Origin of the sequence: Boseongicola aestuarii, assembly GCF_900184815.1 — a bacterium.
Taxonomy (GTDB): domain Bacteria; phylum Pseudomonadota; class Alphaproteobacteria; order Rhodobacterales; family Rhodobacteraceae; genus Boseongicola; species Boseongicola aestuarii.
In genome coordinates, this window is sequence record NZ_FXXQ01000001.1 from 512,026 (window position 1) to 530,234 (window position 18,209).

General features: G+C 60.3%; 22 protein-coding genes. 13 read left to right on the forward strand and 9 right to left on the reverse strand.

What is annotated here, in order from left to right:
* Positions 1 to 34: 34 nt before the first annotated feature.
* From BOA8489_RS02515 to BOA8489_RS02530, 4 genes are read right to left on the reverse strand one after another with little or no spacing between them, the layout of a single operon-like run.
* On the reverse strand, positions 35 to 607 hold the full coding sequence (locus tag BOA8489_RS02515) for a sarcosine oxidase subunit gamma (protein ID WP_093972374.1): 573 nt from the start codon (positions 605 to 607) through the stop codon (positions 35 to 37).
* Entirely contained in the window at positions 600 to 3,608 is a 3,009-nt protein-coding gene (locus BOA8489_RS02520) for a sarcosine oxidase subunit alpha family protein (protein WP_093972375.1), read from the reverse strand. Before BOA8489_RS02520 ends, BOA8489_RS02515 begins: the two co-directional genes overlap by 8 nt.
* Complete coding sequence (locus tag BOA8489_RS02525; protein ID WP_093972376.1) at positions 3,605 to 3,934, reverse strand: sarcosine oxidase subunit delta; 330 nt, start codon at positions 3,932 to 3,934, stop codon at positions 3,605 to 3,607. Before BOA8489_RS02525 ends, BOA8489_RS02520 begins: the two co-directional genes overlap by 4 nt.
* Before the next feature lie 39 nt (positions 3,935 to 3,973).
* Complete coding sequence (locus BOA8489_RS02530) at positions 3,974 to 4,159, reverse strand: hypothetical protein (RefSeq protein ID WP_093972377.1); 186 nt, start codon at positions 4,157 to 4,159, stop codon at positions 3,974 to 3,976.
* Between the two features lie 176 nt (positions 4,160 to 4,335).
* Between BOA8489_RS02530 and BOA8489_RS20330 the strand changes: the two genes are divergently transcribed.
* A complete protein-coding gene (locus BOA8489_RS20330) occupies positions 4,336 to 4,479 on the forward strand; it encodes a hypothetical protein (protein WP_176440180.1) in 144 nt (47 codons plus the stop codon).
* Between the two features lie 9 nt (positions 4,480 to 4,488).
* Positions 4,489 to 4,638, forward strand: coding sequence for a hypothetical protein (locus tag BOA8489_RS20335; protein ID WP_176440181.1), 150 nt, complete (start codon positions 4,489 to 4,491; stop codon positions 4,636 to 4,638).
* Here the strand turns inward: BOA8489_RS20335 and BOA8489_RS02540 are convergent.
* A complete protein-coding gene (locus BOA8489_RS02540; RefSeq protein ID WP_093972505.1) occupies positions 4,635 to 5,879 on the reverse strand; it encodes a sarcosine oxidase subunit beta family protein in 1,245 nt (414 codons plus the stop codon). The two genes, BOA8489_RS20335 and BOA8489_RS02540, sit on opposite strands and share 4 nt — an antisense overlap.
* 196 nt (positions 5,880 to 6,075) lie before the next feature.
* On the opposite strand from BOA8489_RS02540, the gene ccmI reads away from it, so the two are divergent.
* Genes ccmI through BOA8489_RS02555 form a run of 3 tightly spaced genes read left to right on the forward strand, consistent with a single transcriptional unit; the run spans position 6,076 to position 8,011 of the window.
* Positions 6,076 to 7,299 (forward strand): c-type cytochrome biogenesis protein CcmI, encoded by a 1,224-nt coding sequence (ccmI, locus tag BOA8489_RS02545; RefSeq protein WP_176440182.1) that lies wholly within the window; start codon positions 6,076 to 6,078, stop codon positions 7,297 to 7,299.
* Positions 7,296 to 7,775 (forward strand): Holliday junction resolvase RuvX, encoded by a 480-nt coding sequence (gene ruvX, locus BOA8489_RS02550; protein ID WP_093972380.1) that lies wholly within the window; start codon positions 7,296 to 7,298, stop codon positions 7,773 to 7,775. The genes ccmI and ruvX overlap by 4 nt, the downstream gene beginning before the upstream one ends.
* On the forward strand, positions 7,772 to 8,011 hold the full coding sequence (locus tag BOA8489_RS02555) for a DUF1289 domain-containing protein (RefSeq protein WP_093972381.1): 240 nt from the start codon (positions 7,772 to 7,774) through the stop codon (positions 8,009 to 8,011). Before ruvX ends, BOA8489_RS02555 begins: the two co-directional genes overlap by 4 nt.
* A 65-nt stretch (positions 8,012 to 8,076) precedes the next feature.
* On the opposite strand, the gene dksA is transcribed toward BOA8489_RS02555, so the two are convergent.
* Positions 8,077 to 8,523 (reverse strand): RNA polymerase-binding protein DksA, encoded by a 447-nt coding sequence (gene dksA / locus BOA8489_RS02560; RefSeq protein WP_093972506.1) that lies wholly within the window; start codon positions 8,521 to 8,523, stop codon positions 8,077 to 8,079.
* A gap of 177 nt (positions 8,524 to 8,700) precedes the next feature.
* On the opposite strand from dksA, the gene BOA8489_RS02565 reads away from it, so the two are divergent.
* The 7 genes from BOA8489_RS02565 to BOA8489_RS02590 are packed head-to-tail and all read left to right on the forward strand — an operon-like array spanning position 8,701 to position 14,344.
* Positions 8,701 to 9,540 carry an AAA family ATPase gene (locus tag BOA8489_RS02565; protein WP_093972507.1) on the forward strand — a complete coding sequence of 280 codons (840 nt, stop codon included), beginning with the start codon at positions 8,701 to 8,703 and terminating at the stop codon, positions 9,538 to 9,540.
* A gap of 1 nt (position 9,541) precedes the next feature.
* The gene (locus BOA8489_RS02570) at positions 9,542 to 10,450 is read left to right on the forward strand and encodes an AEC family transporter (RefSeq protein ID WP_093972382.1); all 909 of its coding nucleotides are present in this window, start codon (positions 9,542 to 9,544) and stop codon (positions 10,448 to 10,450) included.
* Positions 10,447 to 10,890: a GNAT family N-acetyltransferase gene (locus BOA8489_RS02575; RefSeq protein ID WP_093972383.1), complete on the forward strand. Its 444-nt coding sequence runs from the start codon at positions 10,447 to 10,449 to the stop codon at positions 10,888 to 10,890. The genes BOA8489_RS02570 and BOA8489_RS02575 overlap by 4 nt, the downstream gene beginning before the upstream one ends.
* Complete coding sequence (locus tag BOA8489_RS02580) at positions 10,887 to 12,251, forward strand: DUF2927 domain-containing protein (protein WP_093972384.1); 1,365 nt, start codon at positions 10,887 to 10,889, stop codon at positions 12,249 to 12,251. The genes BOA8489_RS02575 and BOA8489_RS02580 overlap by 4 nt, the downstream gene beginning before the upstream one ends.
* Positions 12,248 to 12,415: a hypothetical protein gene (locus tag BOA8489_RS20340; protein ID WP_176440183.1), complete on the forward strand. Its 168-nt coding sequence runs from the start codon at positions 12,248 to 12,250 to the stop codon at positions 12,413 to 12,415. The genes BOA8489_RS02580 and BOA8489_RS20340 overlap by 4 nt, the downstream gene beginning before the upstream one ends.
* Entirely contained in the window at positions 12,415 to 13,599 is a 1,185-nt protein-coding gene (locus BOA8489_RS02585; protein WP_093972385.1) for a vWA domain-containing protein, read from the forward strand. The genes BOA8489_RS20340 and BOA8489_RS02585 overlap by 1 nt, the downstream gene beginning before the upstream one ends.
* A 46-nt stretch (positions 13,600 to 13,645) precedes the next feature.
* On the forward strand, positions 13,646 to 14,344 hold the full coding sequence (locus BOA8489_RS02590) for a M48 family metallopeptidase (RefSeq protein WP_093972508.1): 699 nt from the start codon (positions 13,646 to 13,648) through the stop codon (positions 14,342 to 14,344).
* Here the strand turns inward: BOA8489_RS02590 and BOA8489_RS02595 are convergent.
* Genes BOA8489_RS02595 through BOA8489_RS02605 form a run of 3 tightly spaced genes read right to left on the reverse strand, consistent with a single transcriptional unit; the run spans position 14,332 to position 16,305 of the window.
* Positions 14,332 to 14,871 (reverse strand): RSP_2648 family PIN domain-containing protein, encoded by a 540-nt coding sequence (locus BOA8489_RS02595; RefSeq protein ID WP_093972386.1) that lies wholly within the window; start codon positions 14,869 to 14,871, stop codon positions 14,332 to 14,334. The two genes, BOA8489_RS02590 and BOA8489_RS02595, sit on opposite strands and share 13 nt — an antisense overlap.
* Complete coding sequence (locus tag BOA8489_RS02600) at positions 14,868 to 16,058, reverse strand: RSP_2647 family RNA methyltransferase (RefSeq protein WP_176440194.1); 1,191 nt, start codon at positions 16,056 to 16,058, stop codon at positions 14,868 to 14,870. The genes BOA8489_RS02595 and BOA8489_RS02600 overlap by 4 nt, the downstream gene beginning before the upstream one ends.
* Before the next feature lie 46 nt (positions 16,059 to 16,104).
* A complete protein-coding gene (locus BOA8489_RS02605) occupies positions 16,105 to 16,305 on the reverse strand; it encodes a hypothetical protein (RefSeq protein WP_141138218.1) in 201 nt (66 codons plus the stop codon).
* A gap of 94 nt (positions 16,306 to 16,399) precedes the next feature.
* Here BOA8489_RS02605 and edd point away from each other — a divergent pair, with 94 nt between their 5' ends.
* Positions 16,400 to 18,205, forward strand: a complete 1,806-nt coding sequence (edd, locus tag BOA8489_RS02610) for a phosphogluconate dehydratase (RefSeq protein WP_093972389.1) — start codon at positions 16,400 to 16,402, stop codon at positions 18,203 to 18,205.
* The last annotated feature ends 4 nt before the right edge of the window (positions 18,206 to 18,209 follow it).

An 18,209-nucleotide genomic window follows, 5' to 3' on the forward strand; every position in this document is an offset into this window, starting at 1 on the left:
TCAAGGGCGTTCCGGCAACTGACACAGCCAGCTTTCAGAAATGCCCGACCTCCGAGCCCGGTTTCGACGACCGCACAAGCAGGTCGAAAACGTATGTCCCGACGGACCTGAAACAGACAATAGTCGCCTGATCTTCACCGTCAAAACAGATCGCCGCTGGCACCTGAGCCATGCGCGTCCGTCGCACTTCACCAACGCCCAAAATTCGGGGCCGCAAATCCGCCGGCGTCACCTTCGCCATTGCCTCACGCACCGCGCTTCCCGATCCGCTCACCCGAAACACTGCCCGCGCATCGGATACATTCACCACAAGATGATGCTGCCCCGACAAAGCCGCACTCAACGCCTGAACCCGCGCCTCCGCTTCCTCATGCGCACAGACCAGCAACAACTCGTCCGGCGACATCCACAAAAGCTGATCGCTCTCGCCCGCCGCAATCCCGCGTTTCTTTGGCAGCCCGCAATGCGTCACCGACCAAACGGCATGCGCGAAATCGCTATCACCCAAGTCCCCACGGATCGTGACCATCCCGACCAAACCGGCTTCGGCAACATCAACAAACCCGGACGCAGACGCGCCCTGAACCGCACTCACAGCCTCAGACATTCTGCTTCTCCCCTTCGGGATCAAAGACCACCGGATCGACAATCTTGGCCTGCACAAACGTGCCATCCACGCGGTTGAACGCGATCACCTCGCCCATCCGGTCCGGCCCAAGCTCCACCAACCCCATGGCAATGCCGCGTTCCAGTGTCGGCGAAAAGTAAGTCGAGGTCACCCGCCCCTGCACGACACGCTGACCATTGTCGTTCACGCCTTCGCCTACCGCATAAGACCCATCCGGCAAAACAGACCCGTCGAGCGTCTCAAGCCCAACCAACTTCCAGCGCAAGGGGTCCGTCATGTGATCCCGTTCCTGCGCGCGTTTCCCAAGAAAATCCTCTTTCTTCTTCGAGATCGCCCAATTCAGCCCCAAATCCTGCGGAATGACTGTCCCGTCCGTTTCGTCGCCAATCATGATAAAGCCCTTCTCGGCCCGCATGATATGCAAGGCCTCAGTGCCATAAGGCGTGACCCCAAACTCAGACCCCGCCTCCAAAAGTGCATCCCAAAACGCTCGCCCCTGACTGGCCGGCACGGCAATCTCATAAGACAACTCGCCCGAAAACGAGATCCGGAACACCCGCGCGGAAAACTGTCCGATCGCGCCTTCCGCCCACTGCATGAACGGCAATGCCTCTTTTGAAACATCCATCCCGCCCAGCTTTTCCAGAACCTTGCGCGCATTGGGGCCCACAACCGCGACCTGCGCGTATTGCTCCGTCACATTGGCCACATAGACCTTCCAGTCCCACCACTCGGTCTGAAGCCATTCCTCCATATGCGCGTGAATACGATCCGCCCCACCCGTCGTCGTGTGACAGAGCCATGTGTCATCATCCATCCGCGCAACCACGCCGTCATCAGACAAAAAACCGTTCTCGGAACACATCAGCCCGTACCGGCATTTCCCGACCGGCAGCGTCGACATCATGTTGGTATACATCATGTCCATAAACTTGCCCGCATCCGGGCCCTTCACGACCAACTTGCCCAATGTCGATGCATCCAAGAGCCCAAGCGAGTTGCGCGTCGCCAAAACCTCACGCTTCACCGCAGCATGTACATCCTCGCCCGGTTTCACATAAGCATAGGGCCGCCGCCAATGGCCCACTGGCTCCCAATGCGCGCCGTTGGCGTCGTGCCAGTCATACATCGGCGTCTGGCGCACAGGCTGGAACAATGCGCCCCGCGCCTCACCCGCAATCGCGCCCATCGAAATCGGATGGTAAGGCGGGCGGAACGTCGTAGTCCCGACCTTGGGAATCTCCTGATCCAAAGCACCGGCCAGAACCGCCAGCCCATTGATGTTGGACAACTTCCCCTGATCCGTCGCCATGCCCAGTGTCGTATAGCGCTTGGTATGCTCGACACTCTCGAAGCCCTCACGCGCCGCCAACTCGACGTCCGTAACCTTCACATCGTTCTGATAATCGAGCCACGCTTTCGACCGCAGCGCATAACTCGCGCGCTCGGGCATATTCCAAACCGGCAGCATCGGCTCGCTCAACTCAACATCCGCCGTCGCCGCCGCACCGGCCGTCCCTGTCGCGCCAGCCTCAGCCGCCGCCCGTGCTCCGGCCACATATGCATCCGTCAAGACAGCAGCCGTCTCAAGCTCGCCATTCGCCGCACCCGCCGCCAAGACAAATGCCGCGCCATCTGCGCCATTTGGTGCCCGCTCGGGATCAGGCCGGAAGAACGCCCCGTCCTCCTGCCAGCTCAACTTGCCCCCGCAATGTGACCACAAATGCACAACCGGCGACCACCCCCCGGCCATCGCAACGCAATCGGCTTTGATCGGGTCCGGGTTCGAGCCGTCACGGGTCTGATCACAAACCCAGACCTTCTCGACCTTGCCCTTGCCCTTCACACTTTCGATACCGCGCCCGACACGCACGGTAATCCCGGCGGCACGCGCTTGCTCGGCCAACGGCCCATTGGCCTCCGACCGCGCATCCAGCACCACAACTTCAAGCCCAGCCTCCTGCACCGTCAAGGCCGTCCGATACCCGTCGTCATTGTTCGTCACCACAACCACGCACTTGCCCGGAGCCACCGCGTAATTCGTCACGTAATCGCGCACCGCCGACGCCAGCATCACACCCGGAAGATCATTACCCGCAAATGACAAAGGCCGCTCAATCGCCCCTGTCGCCGTCACGATCCGCCCTGCGCGAATGCGCCACAAACGATGACGCGGCAAACTCGGGTCCGGCGCATGATCCGTCAAACGCTCATAGGCCAGCGCATAGCCATGGTCATAAACCCCGGCCCCCATCGTGCGCGCCCGTATCGCAACATTCGGCATAGCGCCCAGCGCCGCGACAGTCGCCTCGACCCACTCAGCCGCAGGCACACCGTCAATCACAGCCCCGTCCACCGGAGCACGCCCACCCCAATGCGCGCCCTGCTCGATCAACAATACCTCGGCCCCTGCCTCACCTGCCGCTTTTGCCGCCTGCAAACCAGCAATTCCACCACCAACGACCAGAACATCGACGGTCGCGTTGAAATGCTCATAATGATCCGCATCCCGATGCCTCGGAGCGCGACCCAAGCCCGCCGATTTGCGGATGATCGGCTCATACACATGCTTCCAGAACGACCGGGGCCACAGGAACATCTTGTAGTAAAAACCCGCAGGCAAGAACCGAGACAGCTTGGCGTTCAATTCGCCAATGTCGAACTCAAGGCTCGGCCAATGGTTCTGGCTCTCCGCTTCCAACCCGTCAAACAACTCCGTCGTCGTCGCGCGCGCGTTCGGCTCGAATGTCTTGTCGCGCCCGAGGTTCATCAGCGCGTTCGGCTCCTCCGACCCGCTGGCCACAATCCCGCGCGGACGGTGATACTTGAACGAGCGCCCCACCAGCATCTGACCCTGCCCAAGCAAAGCCGACGCCAAAGTATCGCCCTCGAATCCCCGCATGGCCTTGCCATTGAACGTGAACGATCGTGGCTTCGAGCGATCAATGAACCGCCCCCCGGTATCCAGACGAAAGCTCATGAGAGATCCCTCCAGCGCCAACCCGGCACCTTCGCCGTTATCGCGGCGCGCACGTCCTTAGGCGGCTCGGCCACCTGCGCCGAATAGGTTCCGAAGACTTCCAACGTCGCCGTATCCCGCGCGGCATGAAACCACTTCCCGCAACCGTAAACATGCCGCCACCGTTCAAAATGAACCCCGCGCGGGTTTTCCCGCATGAAAAGATATTCCTCGAAATCCGCATCCGACGACCCCGGACCATGCCGGGTCAGATGCGCCTCGCCACCGGCATGAAGCTCGGTCTCGTCACAGGCGACACCACAATAAGGGCATTTCAGGATCAGCATGGCAGACCCCGTTCACTCAGCTCGAAAGGCGAAGACGTCCTAGAAGTTCGAGTAAGCCTGCGGAGGCTGGGGAGGCTCTTCGGTGATGCCGTAGCCACGCAGCGACACAATGAACACACCGACCACCAGCAACGGGACGGCGACCCCTGCCAAAAACCCTGCAAAAGCCCCGCGACGACGATGAAGCGTTGCGCTGTCTGGAAAGCGCTTGAGGACATTTTGCATCTTGGGATCTCCTGCTGTTGTGCAGCGGGAGATATGGCGCAGCTTCCCCGGTTCAAGCCGATATCGTTAATTTGAACCACGCGATCCTCATGTCTTTTTTTCGCTGAACCACTTCGCCAAGGCAAAACAGTCCCTATATCAGCAACGATCATTGCAACCGACCTATTGGACCAACCATGAGACCCGTTTTCCAGATCATGCCCATCGCGCTTCTCTTGATCGGCGCCGTCATCGCCGTCTGGCGTGGCATAGACACCAAATCCGACCGCACCAACAATCGCGGCAAAGGCGGTGGCGCCAGTTGGAAAACCCGGAAGTAGTCGCGTTTCATGACACCATGGCTTCAAATACTGCCGCTCGTTTTGCTGGTCGTCGTTGCCTCCTGGCTGGTTCTGCGCGGAATGCGCACCAAGCCCGACGACACCGCGAACAAGGCGCGCGGTGGAGGGAGCGAAAGTCATACCGACGCCCCGCATTAGTGCGCCACCCCGGCCGCAACGCTCTCGTCGATAAACCGCCCCTCACTAAAGCGATCCAACCCGAACGCCTCCGTCAATGGCGAATACCCCGTCGCCATCAATTCGGCCATGCCCCAACCCGAGCCCGGAATGGCCTTGAAGCCCCCCGTCCCCCAGCCACAATTGATGAAGCAGTTCTCTAAAGGCGTTTTGGACAGAATGGGCGAGCGATCCCCCGTCACATCCACAATCCCGCCCCATTGACGCAGCATCTTCAACCGCGAGATCATCGGGAAGGTCTCTACCAGTGCCCGCACGGTTTCCTCGATGTGATGGAACGACCCGCGCTGCGTATAGTTGTTATACCCGTCCGTGCCGCCCCCGATGACCATCTCGCCCTTGTCAGACTGGCTCATATAGCCGTGCACTGTGTTCGCCATTACGACGACGTCCATACAGGGCTTGATCGGCTCACTGACCAAGGCCTGCAATGCCACCGATTCAATCGGCAACCGAAAGCCCGCCATATCGGCCACATGGCCCGAATGGCCCGCCACGACGACCCCAAGTTTGTCGCAGTCGATATCCCCGCGCGATGTGGTGACCCCGACAACCTTTCCTCCTTGGGAGCGCACGCCGGTCACTTCGCACTTCTGGATGATATCCATGCCCATCTCAGAGCACTTCCTCGCATAGCCCCAAGCCACCGCATCATGCCGCGCTGTGCCGCCGCGCGGTTGCCATAGCGCCCCCAGCACCGGATAGCGCGGGCCACGGATTTCCATGATCGGGCAGAGCTGCTTTACCCGCGCCGGGCTAATGAACTCTGTTGCCACACCCTGCAACGCATTCGCGTGCGCCGTACGCTTGTAGCCGCGTATCTCATGCTCGGTCTGCGCCAACATCATCACACCGCGCGGGCTGAACATGACGTTGTAGTTCAGGTCCTGGCTCAGGTCTTCATAGAGCGACCGCGCCTTTTCATAGATCGCCGCCGACGGATCCTGCAGATAGTTTGAGCGGATGATCGTCGTGTTGCGACCCGTATTTCCGCCCCCAAGCCACCCTTTCTCCAACACCGCCACATTGCGGATGCCGTGGTTCTTGCCAAGATAATAGGCCGTCGCCAAACCATGACCGCCCGCCCCGATGATGATGACGTCATACTTGCGCTTCGGCTCGGGCGAGCCCCATGCCCGCGTCCAGCCCTGATGGTCACGGAACGCCTCGCGCGCGACAGCAAAAACGGAATAACGGCTCATTTCGCGCTTCATCCTTGGAATTTCGGACGGCATCCGCCCTATAGACCTTTATTCGTCAAAATTTGCACAAATGTGAAGGCGGCAAGCGGCACCCGTTGACGAATTCGCGACACCACGCCGCAAATGACCCCAAGACCCACTGTCGCACCGTCCGAAAACCCTTTCGATTGCCGGCGTTCATCACTAAATGAGGTTTATGCTGTTCTGGATCGTCTCTGTCGCCATCACTTTTGCCGTCGCCGGCCTTCTCATCGGAGCCCTGCGCGCCGCCCGTCTGCGCGACGTGACGGCGGCCAATTCCGATATCGCCGTCTACAAGGATCAGCTTGCCGAAGTCGAACGCGATCTGGCGCGGGGCATCGTGACCGAAAGCGAAGCCGACGCTGTGCGCGTCGAAGTCTCGCGCCGCCTTCTGGATGCCGATACGCGCGACACCGGCGACAAAGCAGAACAAAAGGGCCAAAGCGGGATCGGCATCACCATTGTCGCGCTTTGCGTCATTGCCGGAGGCCTTGGCACATATGCCTGGATCGGCGCGCCGGGCTATGGCGATATGCCGATGAAACCGCGCCTTGCCGCGCTGGAAAAAGCGCGTGCCGATCGTCCGGGACAGGCCGCCGCCGAAGCGGAAGTGGCGGGAGACCTTCCCCGCCCCGAAGCCCCCGATCCGCAGTTCCTGACGCTTATGGACCAACTGCGCGCCGCAGTAGCCGAGCGCCCGAACGATATTCAGGGCCTGACGTTTCTTGCGCAATACGAAGCCCGCATCGGCAATTATTCCGCATCGCGCGCCGCACAGGAACAGCTCATCGCCGCGAAAGGCGACGAGGCCACAGATACCGATAAGCTGACGCTGGTCGATATCATGGTCTTTGCGGCCGCAGGCTATGTCTCGCCCGAGGCGGAAAGCGTCGTGCGAGACGTTCTCATGGGATCGCCTGAAAACGGTGCCGCGCGCTATTATCTCGGCCTTGCCGAAGCGCAGGCCGGACGCGCAGACCGCGCCTTCGCCATCTGGGCGCAGCTTCTGGAAGACAGCCCACCCAGCGCCCCTTGGGTGCCTGTCGTGCGCGGCGAAATCTTCGACGTGGCCTTCGCCGCCGGAGTGACCAACTACCAATTGCCCCCAACGTCCAGCCTGCCTGCTCTCAGCGACGATGACATTGCCGCAGCCAATGACATGACCGCGCAGGAGCGCGCCGAAATGATCCAAGGCATGGTCGGACGCCTAGCAGATCGCCTCGCCATTGAAGGCGGACCACCTGAGGACTGGGCACGGCTCATTTCCACCTTAGGCGTTCTCGGCGACCAGAACCGCGCCCGCGCGATAGCCGCCGAAGCCGAAACCGTCTTTGCCGACAACGCCAATGCGCTGGCCCTGATCGCCAATGCCCGTGCGCAGGCCGGGATCAGCCAATGATCACCGACGATCTGACGGCCTTTTCAACCGCCATCCCCGATTTGCGCGCTATTGCGGGTCTCGACCTTGGCACCGTGACAATCGGGGTCGCCGTCAGTGACGGGATGCGTCAGGTCGCGACCCCGCTTGAAACAATCAAACGCAAGAAATTCAGCCTCGACGCCGACCGCCTGATTGCAATTTGCGCCGCGCGCAACATCGCAGGACTTGTTCTCGGCCTGCCGCTCAATATGGACGGCAGCGAAGGGCCGCGCTGCCAGTCCACCCGCGCCTTCGCGCGCAACCTCGAAAAACTGACGGACCTGCCGATCACCTTCTGGGACGAACGCCTGTCCACCGTTGCCGCCGAACGCGCCCTGTTGGAAGCCGACACCTCCCGCAAACGCCGCGCCGAAGTCATCGACCACGTCGCGGCCTCGTATATCCTGCAAGGCGCCCTCGACCGCCTTGCCCATCTGAAAGCGACCACGGCATGAACGACGACGTCTGGGCCCGCGACGAAATCGAAAGTCCCTGTAACAAGATCTGCCTGATCCACCGCGAGGCGAAAATCTGCGTCGGCTGCTACCGCACCGGCGACGAGATCATGATCTGGTCGCGCCTGTCACCCGAAGCGCGCCGGGTCATCATGGATGAACTCCCTTCCCGCGCCTCAAGCATTCCTGCGCGCCGTGGCGGCCGCGAAGCCCGCCTTAAACGACGCGACGGCTAGCCCCACCAACAAAAAAACGCCCCGAGTTTCCCCGAGGCGCCTTCAATCCTGCAAACGAACGAATATCAGTCGTCGCGGTGGACCTTTTCGCGGCGCTCGTGACGCTCCTGCGCTTCAAGGCTCATGGTTGCAATCGGACGTGCATCTAGACGCTTCAGCGAGATCGGCTCGCCGGTTTCTTCGCAGTATCCGTATTCGCCATTTTCGATTCGGCGCAGCGCCGCATCGATCTTCGAAACCAGCTTGCGCTGACGGTCGCGTGTGCGCAGCTCAAGCGCGCGGTCTGTCTCCTCGCTTGCGCGATCTGCGATATCGGGGATGTTGCGGCTTGAATCCTGCAGCCCCTCGATTGTCATCTTGCTGTCGCCTAGCAGCTCGGCTTTCCAATGCAACAACTTGCGACGGAAATACTCGACCTGACGCTCGTTCATGAACGGCTCGTCCTCTGCGGGCGTATAATCATCTGCCAGAAAAGCTTCAGATTTCACATCATTCCCCTTTTTCTTCGTCATAATTTGACTGTTCTCCAATGGGTAAACGACCTGCTCCAGTCGCTCCAAATGGTTGGTAATGCGCGGCGTGTACCGCATCAAAACTCGGTTGTCACTACACGATCCACGCGCTTGTCGTCGCATCCCGGTGGGGCTAGGGTGCGCGCCCAAAGGTTGAATATGGTCAAGGATGCGGACGTGAGATTTACCGGTACAAAAGACTATGTCGCTTCGGACGATCTGGCCATGGCGGTAAATGCCGCCATCACGCTTGAGCGCCCGCTTCTGGTCAAAGGAGAACCCGGCACCGGCAAAACCGAGCTGGCCCGTCAGGTCGCCGCCGCTCTCGACATGACGATTATCGAATGGAACGTGAAATCCACCACGCGGGCGCAGCAAGGCCTTTACGAATACGATGCCGTCAGCCGCCTGCGCGACAGTCAACTTGGCGATAACCGCGTTGGCGACGTTGCCGCCTACATCCGGCGCGGCAAGCTCTGGGAGGCCTTCACCGCCCCCGAACGCACCGTCCTTCTGATCGACGAGATCGACAAAGCAGACATCGAATTCCCGAACGATCTGCTACAGGAACTCGACCGGATGGAGTTCCACGTCTACGAGACCGGCGAAACCATCCGCGCCGTCAATCGCCCCGTGGTCATCATCACCTCGAACAACGAAAAAGAGCTCCCCGACGCCTTCCTGCGCCGCTGTTTCTTTCACTACATCCGCTTCCCCGAAATCGATACGCTAAAAGCCATCGTCGATGTCCATTACCCCGGCATCAAGGACAGACTGCTCACAACGGCCCTGACACAGTTCTACGAGGTTCGCGAAACCCCGGGGCTGAAGAAAAAGCCTTCGACCAGCGAAGTGCTGGACTGGCTGAAGCTACTTCTGGCCGAAGACCTCGACGCCGAAGACCTGCGCCGCAACGGCACCGCCGCATTGCCCAAACTGCATGGCGCACTCCTGAAGAACGAACAGGACGTCGCCCTTTTCGAACGCCTCGCCTTCATGGCACGTGGGCGCAGCTAATATGCTGGGCGTTCTGCTCGACCCCATCCTGCCGGTGTTCGCAATCATGTTCATCGGCTTTTTTGCTGGCCGCCTTGGTAAAGCCAGCGACGAAGAAGCTCGCATCCTCAACAAATTCGCGATGACGGTCCTTTTGCCGATCTTTGTCTTCCGCGCCGTCGCTTTGGCCCCGATCACCGACTTCAACCTTGCGGCTCTCGCCCTTTACGCCGCCGCGCAGGCGGTGCTCTACACGCTCGGCTATCTCCTCGCCCGCAAAGTCTTTCGCCTCGGCGTCTCCGAATCCCTGCTCCTCGGGTTCTGCGGTGTTTTCGCAAACAACGCATACTACGTCCTGCCCATTGCCAAATTGCTCTACGGAGACGGCAGCACCTTGCCCGTCGCCTCGATCGTGATCATGGATGCCATTCTGGTCTTTGGCGGCACCATGGTCGCGCTGGAAGCCCGCAAAGGACGGGATGCAGGCGCGGGCCTTGCCCTCGTCGCCGCGCGAATCGCGAAACTGCCGCTGCTCTGGGCACTCGCACTCGGCATTGTTGTTTCGGCAGGCTCGCTCACCCTGCCCGCGCCTATCGACACTTTCACCGCCTTTGTCGGCAACGCCGCTTCCCCCATCGCCCTCTTCGCCATGGGCGTGATCCTTTCCGCCACGCCCCTGAAACCCGAACCTGTGGTGTTCGCGGCCTCAGCGATCAAGGTCGTGATCTTCCCTGCCACAATTGCGATCCTTCTCTACAACCTCTTGCCACCCGCCGACACATTGCCGCTTTTCGTTCTGGCCAGCGCAGGCCCCGCCGGCGTCATGGCCTTTTCGCTGGCACTCCTTTATTCAGTCCGCACAGACGCAATCATGCAGGTGACCGTCTGGACGTCCGTTCTGACACTCGCATCACTGGCTTTCCTCGCATGACCCATGTCCGTCCCCTGACCACACACGACAAACCAGAATGGACGCGGCTTTGGCGCGCGTATCTGGCGTTCTACGAAACTGAACTGCCGCAACAGGTCTACGACACCACATTCGGCCGGCTCCTCGGAGACGACCCGCATGACTTCCACGGACTCATCGCGGAAGTCGACGGCAAACCCGTCGGCCTTACACACTACCTTTTCCACCGCCACGGCTGGAAAATCGAAAATACCTGCTACCTGCAAGACCTCTACGCCGACCCCGAGGTCCGCGGCCAGGGCGTCGGTCGCGCCTTGATCGAAGCGGTCTATGAGGCCGCCGATGCGGCGGGCGCGCCCTCGGTCTACTGGCTTACCCAAGACTTTAATGCCGAGGCCCGCAAACTCTACGACCGTGTCGGCAAGCTCACGCCCTTCATCAAATACGCGCGCCCTTTATGAGACGCGGCGCCACCCTCATCGCAGCCCTGATGCTGGCCGCCTGCGCGTCGCCTCAAACGGCGCGGCAGGCAACCGGCGCGCTCACCCTGCCTCCGATGAATACCTTTGCAGCCGCGACCCTGGACCGCCCGACGCAATCCAATGCCGCCTTGGCGCGCGACTTCATCGACCTGACCTTCACGCTGGAAAACGGCGCGACACTGCCGGTGTTCACGCGCTTTGAAGGCCCGATCGGCGTCCGCGTTCTGGGGCGAGCGCCCGCCAGCCTGAACCGCGACCTTGACCGCCTTCTGGATCGCCTGGGCCGAGAAGCCCGCCTCGATATCCGCCGCGTGTCAGAAAGCACGGAAGCCCAAATCACCATCCAGCCCGTCACCCGCGGCCAAATTCAACGCGTCGCGCCTTCCGCAGCCTGCTTCGTACGCCCCAATGTGTCGAACTGGTCGGAATACCGCGCCCGCCGAAACGACCCCGACACCTTCTGGAACCGCCTGATCGAACGGCGCAAAATGGCGATCTTCCTGCCCAGAGACGTCAGCCCGCAGGAAATCCGAGACTGCCTGCACGAAGAAATTGCCCAGTCCCTCGGACCAGTGAACGACCTCTATCGTTTGCCGCAATCCGTGTTCAACGACGACAACTTCCACACTGTCCTGACCGGCTTTGACATGCTGATGCTGCGAACGACCTACGACGGTTCGCTGCAAAGCGGCATGAGCCGCACCGAGGTTATGGCGCGCCTTCCCGCAATCCTCGCTCGCCTGAACCCGCGTGGAGGCCGCGAGAACATCGCCTCAATTGCGCCGGTCAATCCCGAATGGCAAAAGGCCATCACGCTTGCAACCAATCCGGGCGAAAACCGCAGCCGTCGTCTGAACGCTGCCAGCCGTGCGGTTGCGCTTGCCGCAGGGTTCGGCGCCACAGACACGCGGCTTGCCTTTTCGCACTATGTGCTGGGTCGGCTCTCGCTTGCCCGCAACCCCGACCAGGCCCTTGGCCATTTTCTGGCGGCCGGCAAGATCTACCAGAACCGACCCGATACCGCCATTCACGAAGCCCACGTCGCCATGCAAATCGCCGCGTTCCAGCTATCGGCCGGTCGCGCCGAAATCGCCCTTGGCCTTGTCGACAGAAACATCGATGTCGTCACCCAATCCGAACACGCGGCCCTTCTGTCGCTGTTCCTTTTGATCAAGTCCGAAGCCCTGAACGTGCTTGGTCGCCTCACCGAGGCAAAGGCCGCGCAAACCGATGCTCTCGCCTGGGCGCGCTATGGCTTTGGCAACGAAGCCGACATCCGCGCCCGCGTTTCAGAAATTCGCGCGATCAGCCCGCGCACCAGACAGGACAGCCCCCTATGATCATCCTCGCCTTCGCCGCGCTTGGCATTTTCCTTGGCATCACAAACGCCCGCAAGCGCAAGGGCAACCGTCTGGACATGGCGCAATACGCAGCAGGCTACGGCATCGCCTTCGTGCTGCTCGGCATCCTTGTTACCATCATCATCGAGCGTATCGTGAGCTGATGTTTCTCCCGTTCTTCGACGAACTCAGGCGCACCGGTGTCCCGGTCACACTTCGTGAATACCTTGGGTTTCTGGGCGCGCTGGACGCGGGGCTTGCGACCTACGATGTCGATGCCTTCTATTATCTCGCCCGAACGATCATGGTCAAAAACGAAGCCCACCTTGACCGCTTCGACCGCGCGTTCGCCACCAGTTTTGCAGGGATCGAAGCCATCCCGCTTGACGCTATTGTCGAAGCTCTCGACCTACCCGAGGACTGGCTTCGCAAGATGGCCGAAAAGCACCTCAGTCCCGAAGAAAAAGCCGAAATCGAAGCCCTTGGCGGGTTCGACAAGCTGATGGAAACCCTGCGCGAACGGCTGAAGGAACAACAAGGGCGCCATCAGGGCGGCTCGAAATGGGTTGGCACGGCAGGAACCTCTCCTTTCGGAGCCTACGGCTACAACCCCGAAGGCGTACGTATCGGCCAGGCCGAATCCCGCCATCAGCGGGCCGTCAAAGTCTGGGACAAGCGCAATTTCAAAGACCTCGACGACACTCGCGAGATCGGCACCCGTTCGATCAAAGTCGCCCTCAGGCGGCTGCGCCAATGGGCCCGCGAAGGCGCCGACAGTGAACTGGACCTCGACGGCACCATCCGCGCCACCGCCGAACACGGCTATCTCGACGTCAAGACCCGCCCTGAACGCCGCAACGCGGTGAAGGTTCTGCTCTTCCTCGACGTCGGCGGCTCAATGGACGCCCATGTTCAACTCGTCGAAGAGCTTTTCTCCGCCGCGCGAAGTGAATTCAAGCACCTCGAGCAATACTATTTCCACAACTGCCTCTACGAAGGCGTCTGGCGCGACAACAAACGCCGTTGGAACGCGCAAATCCCCACTTGGGATGTTCTGAACACCTACGGCTCGACCTACAAATGTATAGTGGTCGGCGACGCGGCCATGTCGCCTTACGAGATCGCGATCCCCGGAGGCGCCAACGAGCACTGGAACAAGGAGTCCGGCGAGACATGGCTGCGCCGTGCATTCCGGCAATGGCCTGATGCGCTTTGGATCAATCCGGTCCCTGAAGCGCATTGGCAATACACCTCGTCCACCGCCATGATCCGCGAGATCATCGGAGCGGATCGCATGGTTCCCCTGACACTCGATGGTCTCATGCGCGGGATGCGGCGTTTGGGCTAAACACTGACGCATTGCCGACAGGGACCAGCCGCCCCATATGATAGGCATGATCAAGTTTACCCCGATCCTTTTGGCGCTCTTGTATGGCCTCGCCATGTATCGTTTTTCAGTCTGGAGAACGAAGCGCGAGCTCGATTCGAAATCCACCGAGCTGGCCGACCCGATCCTGAAAGGCCTCATGGACCGTATGGCTGCGGCCCTTGATCTGAAGCGTATTCGCGTCAACATTTACGAGATCGAACCGGTGAATGGCCTTGCGGCCCCCGATGGCCGCATCTTCCTGACCCGCGGTTTTTACCGCAAATACAAAGCCGGAGAGGTTTCCGCCGAAGAACTCGCCAGTGTGATCGCCCACGAGTTGGGGCATGTCGCCCTGGGACATTCGCGCCGACGAATGATTGACTTCTCCGGCCAAAACGCTCTTCGAACCGCCCTTGCGATGATCCTGTCGCGCTTCATTCCCTTCATCGGCCCTTTCATTGCGAACTTCGTGATGTCCCTCCTCGCCGCCCGCCTATCACGCAAGGACGAGTACGAAGCAGACGCCTATGCCTCGGCGCTGCTTGTCAAATCGGGAATCGGCACCGGACCACAGAAGTCCCTGTTTAAAAAGCTGGAAACGCTGACCGGCGCAAACGGGGCCGCGATGCCTGTCTGGCTGATGAGCCACCCAAAGACCACCGAACGCATCGCCGCGATTGAGGCAAACGAAGACCGCTGGTTGGCGTCGGGTCAGGACGCGTAGACCGCTTTTCCCAACCTTGGCAGGCGAGCACGCTTCAACAGCGCACGCGGGTTGGTCGTGTCGATACCGTGCCTGTTCGCCTTGCGCATTACTTCGTCAAGAACAGCGCGCAAGGCGTTGGCATCATTGTGAAAAAATTCTAGTAAGAAAGTGTCCGGCGCACGCAAGAGGATACTATCCCTCGCCAGTGTGCGCGCCGGAAAATCCTTCAGATTAAGCGTCAAGATCTCGTCAGCTTCGCCATCAATTGCAGCAGCGAGAACGTGAACATCATCTGAGTCCGGAAGCGACAAACGCGCTTGCGTGTCTGGCGATGCATACACCATCGCTTCGGGAAACAGCGCCTTCACTGCTTCTATCTCAAGCTCGGCAATCCCGGTTTCACCGCGCTTTTGTGCAGCGCGGCGCCATTCTTCCAGAACACGCGGTGACCAAAGCGGCGCGAACAAACCACGCGCCGCCGCCCCGAGGACAATTTCGCGCAATACCGTTGGATAAAGCACGCAGGCGTCAATCAGCACCCTCATCCCAAAAGCCGAAACGTCATCGCTTTCAGATAACCGCTTTCGGCCAGTTGCGGGTGTTGAGGATGATCCGGTCCGGCAAAGCTCGTTCGCAAAATCTGGCACGACCGCGCCGCCCGCCCGATACCGCGCAAGGATGCTGCCCGGAATTGCTCAGCATCAACCGCGTGACTACACGAACAAAGCGTCAGGGTCCCGTCCGGCGCAACCAAAGCAGCACCAAGTCTCGCAACCTTCTCGTAAGCGCGCAAACCCGCGTCCCGCGCGCCTTTGTGCGGCGCAAAAGCCGGCGGATCGCAAATCACAGTTCCGAATGTGCGCCCCTCCTCGGCCAGTGCGCTCATCGCTACGAATGCGTCTGCAGTTCTGCTGTCGAACCTGTCAGCGACGCCAGAGGCCTTCGCTCCGGCCCAAGCCAAGGTCAAAGCCGCGTTTGAACCGTCGACGCAGAGCGCCGACCGCGCTCCACCTGCCAAAGCCGAAAGCGCAAAGCCCCCCACGTGCGAAAATACGTCCAAGACGTCCGTGCCCTTGGCAAGTCGAGCAACAAATGCATGATTCGGACGCTGGTCATAAAACAGACCTGTCTTCTGCCCGCCAAGCAGATCCGCCATGTAGGTGGCCCCGTTCATCACAACGGCTACCGGGGCTTCAATCGACCCCAAAAGCACCGCCGACGCATCATCCAGCCCCTCAAGACTACGCGCTCTGCCTGATCCGCTCTTGACGACCACAGACACTCCGGTGACCTGTGCCAGAACCTCCACGATTTCGTCCAGCCGCGCGTCCGCCCATGCTGCATTGGGCTGAATGACGGCCGCATCGCCGAACCGATCAATAATAACGCCCGGAAAGCCGTCGGCTTCCGCATGGATCAACCGGTAAAAGGGTGCATCGAAAAGCGCAGTGCGCGTTTGCAGCGCCCGCGTCAGCCGTGTCGCGATCCAATGGCGATCTATCACAGCCTCGGGATCGCGATCCAAAAGGCGTGCAAAAATCTTGGACGCCGGATTGACCGTCACGGTCGCAATCGGCTTGCGGTCTGCATCTTCCAGACGCGCGATCGTCCCGGCGGGCAGTGCGCGCGTACGACGATCGGTTACCAACTCGTTATCGTAAACCCAAGGGAATCCGCGGCGCAGATGCCGGGAATCAGATTTGGGTTTCAGGCGGATTGTGGGGCGTTCAATGTTCATGCCGATCCCTTTAGCGGGAACGGCGACCTTCGGAAAGGGATCAGCGCGCTTTGTTGCCCCAAAGCAGCGTGCGAACCCAATTGGCACGCAGGCGACGTGCTTCCGTCTCAATCGCCATCAAATTGACGGACCCTTTTTTCGAATTGTATTGCATTTTCAGTCCTTTTTTACTGTTAGCGATCACATAGGCGCGGCTGGACGTCCCGAAAAGCCACGTTTTGACAAGGCCGATATGCGACATGCGCATGGCCCCAGCGATACTGCGATCTTCCACATTGTTAGCGGTAACAAATAGTGGTATGAGCCGGGTTATCGCGGTTTGAGGAGGCTCCGACATGAGTTTGAACGACACAGTGCATCGGGTGACCGAACGGATCATCGAAAGATCCGGAGCGGCACGAGGAGGTTATCTGGACAAGATCGCGCGGGCTCAGGACGGGGGCGTGAAACGCGCGCACCTTTCTTGTGGTAATCAGGCGCATGCCTACGCCGCAATGGGCGATGACAAAGCAACGCTGGTTGCAGATCGCGCCCCGAACATCGGGATCGTGACCGCTTACAACGATATGCTTTCCGCACATCAACCGTTCAAGGACTATCCCGACAAGATCAAAGACGCCGCCCGCCAGGTCGGAGCGACGGCACAGGTCGCAGGCGGAGTGCCCGCGATGTGCGACGGCGTGACCCAAGGTCAAACCGGCATGGAGTTGAGCCTCTTTTCACGCGACGTGATTGCACTCGCGACTGGTGTCGCACTCAGCCACAACACGTTCGATGCGGCTATGTATCTTGGCGTTTGCGACAAGATCGTCCCCGGCCTGATTGTCGCCGCCGCCACCTTCGGGCACATCCCCGGCGTCTTCGTACCTGCGGGCCCCATGGTTTCCGGACTTCCGAACGATGAAAAAGCCAAAGTCCGACAGCAATTCGCTGCCGGAGAGATCGGCCGCGACAAGTTGATGGAAGCCGAAATGGCTTCGTACCACGGGCCGGGCACCTGTACGTTTTACGGCACAGCCAATTCCAACCAAATGTTGATGGAGTTCATGGGACTTCATCTGCCTGGCGCAAGCTTCGTCAATCCGGGCACGCCTCTGCGCGAAGCTTTGACAGTCGAAGCAACGCGCCGCGCGGCCGCAATCACGGCGCAGGGGAACGATTATCGCCCCGTCTCGGACATTCTGGACGAGAAAGCGTTTGTAAATGGAATCGTCGGCCTGATGGCAACTGGCGGATCGACAAACCTGGTGATCCACTTGCCCGCAATGGCACGCGCCGCGGGCGTCATCCTTGATATCGAGGACTTCAACGACCTCTCCGCAGCAACTCCGCAGATGGCAAAGGTCTATCCAAACGGCCTCGCTGACGTGAACCACTTCCATGCGGCTGGTGGCTTGGCTTACCTCATCGGCGAGCTTCTGGATGCGGGCCTCTTGCACCCGGATACCAGCACGGTCGCGGGCGACGGGCTTGGGCTTTACGCAAGCGAACCAACGCTGAAGAACGGCACGCTTTCCTGGATCGACGGACCAAGGCAAAGTCTCAACGACAAGATCGTGCGCCCCGCCAGCGACCCATTCAAGAACAGCGGCGGCCTTCGCGAGTTGAAAGGCAACCTCGGGCGTTCCGTCATGAAGGTCTCGGCCGTTGCGCCGGAACATCACTTCATCGAAGCCCCGGCACGCATTTTTGAATCCCAAGACGCGGTAAAAACTGCGTTCAAGAACAATGAGTTCACCGAAGACACTGTAGTTGTCGTGCGTTTTCAGGGACCGAAAGCGAACGGAATGCCCGAACTACACTCGCTGACTCCGATCCTTTCCGTTCTTCTGGCACGCGGATTGAAGGTGGCGCTGGTCACAGACGGACGCATGTCGGGCGCAAGCGGCAAGGTACCCTCCGCCATTCACTTGTCCCCCGAAGGGGCGGATGGCGGGCCGATCGCAAAACTGAGGGACGGTGATCTGGTGCGGGTCGATGCCACGTCGGGTGCATTGGAGTGCCTCGAAGACGGGTTCGAAATGCGCGAAGCCATCGTGCCGGATCTCAGTGGCAATCAGGAAGGTCTGGGGCGCGAATTGTTTGCGGCGTTCCGCGACCGTTGTGGTCTGGCCGCTGACGGTGCAGGCACTGTAGTCTAGCGCA

Excerpts from the sequence above, each read along its gene's own strand:
- BOA8489_RS20335 (WP_176440181.1), top strand. The coding sequence starts at position 4,489 with ATGACACCATGGCTTCAAATACTGCCGCTCGTTTTGCTGGTCGTCGTT.
- BOA8489_RS02585 (WP_093972385.1), top strand. The coding sequence starts at position 12,415 with ATGTTTCTCCCGTTCTTCGACGAACTCAGGCGCACCGGTGTCCCGGTC.
- BOA8489_RS02530 (WP_093972377.1), bottom strand. The coding sequence starts at position 4,159 with ATGCAAAATGTCCTCAAGCGCTTTCCAGACAGCGCAACGCTTCATCGT.
- dksA (WP_093972506.1), bottom strand. The coding sequence starts at position 8,523 with ATGACGAAGAAAAAGGGGAATGATGTGAAATCTGAAGCTTTTCTGGCA.
- BOA8489_RS02515 (WP_093972374.1), bottom strand. The coding sequence starts at position 607 with ATGTCTGAGGCTGTGAGTGCGGTTCAGGGCGCGTCTGCGTCCGGGTTT.
- BOA8489_RS02575 (WP_093972383.1), top strand. The coding sequence starts at position 10,447 with ATGACCCATGTCCGTCCCCTGACCACACACGACAAACCAGAATGGACG.
- BOA8489_RS02590 (WP_093972508.1), top strand. The coding sequence starts at position 13,646 with ATGATCAAGTTTACCCCGATCCTTTTGGCGCTCTTGTATGGCCTCGCC.
- BOA8489_RS02540 (WP_093972505.1), bottom strand. The coding sequence starts at position 5,879 with ATGAGCCGTTATTCCGTTTTTGCTGTCGCGCGCGAGGCGTTCCGTGAC.
- BOA8489_RS20340 (WP_176440183.1), top strand. The coding sequence starts at position 12,248 with ATGATCATCCTCGCCTTCGCCGCGCTTGGCATTTTCCTTGGCATCACA.
- BOA8489_RS02580 (WP_093972384.1), top strand. The coding sequence starts at position 10,887 with ATGAGACGCGGCGCCACCCTCATCGCAGCCCTGATGCTGGCCGCCTGC.
- ruvX (WP_093972380.1), top strand. The coding sequence starts at position 7,296 with ATGATCACCGACGATCTGACGGCCTTTTCAACCGCCATCCCCGATTTG.
- BOA8489_RS20330 (WP_176440180.1), top strand. The coding sequence starts at position 4,336 with ATGAGACCCGTTTTCCAGATCATGCCCATCGCGCTTCTCTTGATCGGC.
- BOA8489_RS02595 (WP_093972386.1), bottom strand. The coding sequence starts at position 14,871 with ATGAGGGTGCTGATTGACGCCTGCGTGCTTTATCCAACGGTATTGCGC.
- edd (WP_093972389.1), top strand. The coding sequence starts at position 16,400 with ATGAGTTTGAACGACACAGTGCATCGGGTGACCGAACGGATCATCGAA.
- BOA8489_RS02570 (WP_093972382.1), top strand. The coding sequence starts at position 9,542 with ATGCTGGGCGTTCTGCTCGACCCCATCCTGCCGGTGTTCGCAATCATG.
- BOA8489_RS02525 (WP_093972376.1), bottom strand. The coding sequence starts at position 3,934 with ATGCTGATCCTGAAATGCCCTTATTGTGGTGTCGCCTGTGACGAGACC.
- BOA8489_RS02605 (WP_141138218.1), bottom strand. The coding sequence starts at position 16,305 with ATGTCGCATATCGGCCTTGTCAAAACGTGGCTTTTCGGGACGTCCAGC.
- BOA8489_RS02555 (WP_093972381.1), top strand. The coding sequence starts at position 7,772 with ATGAACGACGACGTCTGGGCCCGCGACGAAATCGAAAGTCCCTGTAAC.
- ccmI (WP_176440182.1), top strand. The coding sequence starts at position 6,076 with ATGCTGTTCTGGATCGTCTCTGTCGCCATCACTTTTGCCGTCGCCGGC.
- BOA8489_RS02520 (WP_093972375.1), bottom strand. The coding sequence starts at position 3,608 with ATGAGCTTTCGTCTGGATACCGGGGGGCGGTTCATTGATCGCTCGAAG.